Origin of the sequence: Bradyrhizobium uaiense (genome assembly GCF_010811875.1) — a bacterium.
In the GTDB taxonomy this organism is placed as follows: Bacteria; Pseudomonadota; Alphaproteobacteria; order Rhizobiales; family Xanthobacteraceae; genus Bradyrhizobium; species Bradyrhizobium uaiense.
Map to the genome: position 1 here is coordinate 1 of NZ_VKHP01000497.1, position 1,348 is coordinate 1,348.

Consider the following 1,348-nt stretch of genomic DNA (forward strand, 5'->3'; position numbering starts at 1 on the left):
AGTGCTGTTGGCGCGCATTGCTGCGCTGCAGGCGGAGAACCATCAACTCGCCGACCGCGTCGTCAAACTCGAGGAAGAACTGGCGCTGGCACGCCTGCATCGTTTTGCGCCACGCAGCGAAAAGCACGTCGATCGTCTCTTCAATGAAGCCGAGCAGGCCGCCGATGAGGATGACGCCGGCAGTGAAACGAACAATATCGCCGAACTTCCGGACACGGGCTTGCCACCCGTCAAAAACACAACGGGAAAGAAGCGCGGCCGCAGGCCGCTGCCGGCGAACCTGCCGCGTGAGCGCGTCGAGTATGACCTGCCCGACGATCAGAAGGCGTGTCCTTGCTGCCGTGACCAGATGCATCGCATGGGCGAGGCTGTCACCGAGCAACTTCATATCGAGGTGAAGGCGAAGGTTTTACAGAACGTACGCTTCAAATATGCGTGCCGCCATTGCGATCGCACCGGGATCAACGCCCCTGTCGTGACCGCGCCGATGCCGACGCAGCCGCTGCCGGGCAGCGTTGCCACGGCCTCAACGCTGGCGTTCGCGCTGGTTCATAAATATGTCGATGGCACGCCGCTCTACCGCCTGGCGCAGGCCTTCGAACGCGCCGGCGTTCCGGTCAGCCGCGGCGCTTTGGGTCGCTGGGTGATCGGCTCGAGCGAGAAACATCTCTCCCGCATCTATGACGCTCTGAAGCTGCGGCTCAGATCGCAGCCTCTCATCCATGGCGACGAGACGACGGTTCAGGTCCTTAAGGAGAAGGACAAAAAGGCCACCAGCACATCGTATATGTGGGCTTATCGCAGTGGCAAGGGCAGTCACGAGCCCATCGTTCTTCTGGATTATCAGCCGGGCCGCGGCCAAATCCACCCGCAGGCCTTCCTCGGCGATTACCGCGGCATCGTGATGAGTGACGGCTATACCGCATGGCGCACGCTGGAACGGGCCACCCACATCGGCTGCATGGCCCACTCCCGGCGGCGCTTTGTCGATGCCCTCAGGGCGAGGAAGAAGGGCGGCGGTCCGCCCGAGCAGGCGCTGCGGTTCTTCGACCAGCTCTACCGGGTTGAAAGGCAGGCGCGGGACGGAATACCGGAGAAGGGTGAACCACAGGCCGACTGCATTCGCCGCTTCCGCCAGCAACATAGTGTCCCCATCCTCAATGCTCTCAAGGTATGGCTCGATGACATGGCCCCGAAGGTCTTGCCTGACAGCAAGCTCGGCGACGCCGTATCCTACACCCGAAACCAATGGGAATATCTGACGCGCTACACCGGGGACGGCAGCATGCCGATCGACAACAATCTTCTGGAGCGCGACATCAGGGTTTTTGTAACTGGCAGGAAGAGT

1 protein-coding gene is annotated in these 1,348 nt (G+C 61.7%); it reads left to right on the forward strand.

Features of this window, described 5'->3' with window-relative positions:
- Nucleotide 1 precedes the first annotated feature (1 nt).
- A partial coding sequence (gene tnpC / locus FNJ47_RS46080; protein WP_163163417.1) for an IS66 family transposase occupies nucleotides 2-1,348 on the forward strand: 1,347 nt, incomplete at its 3' end.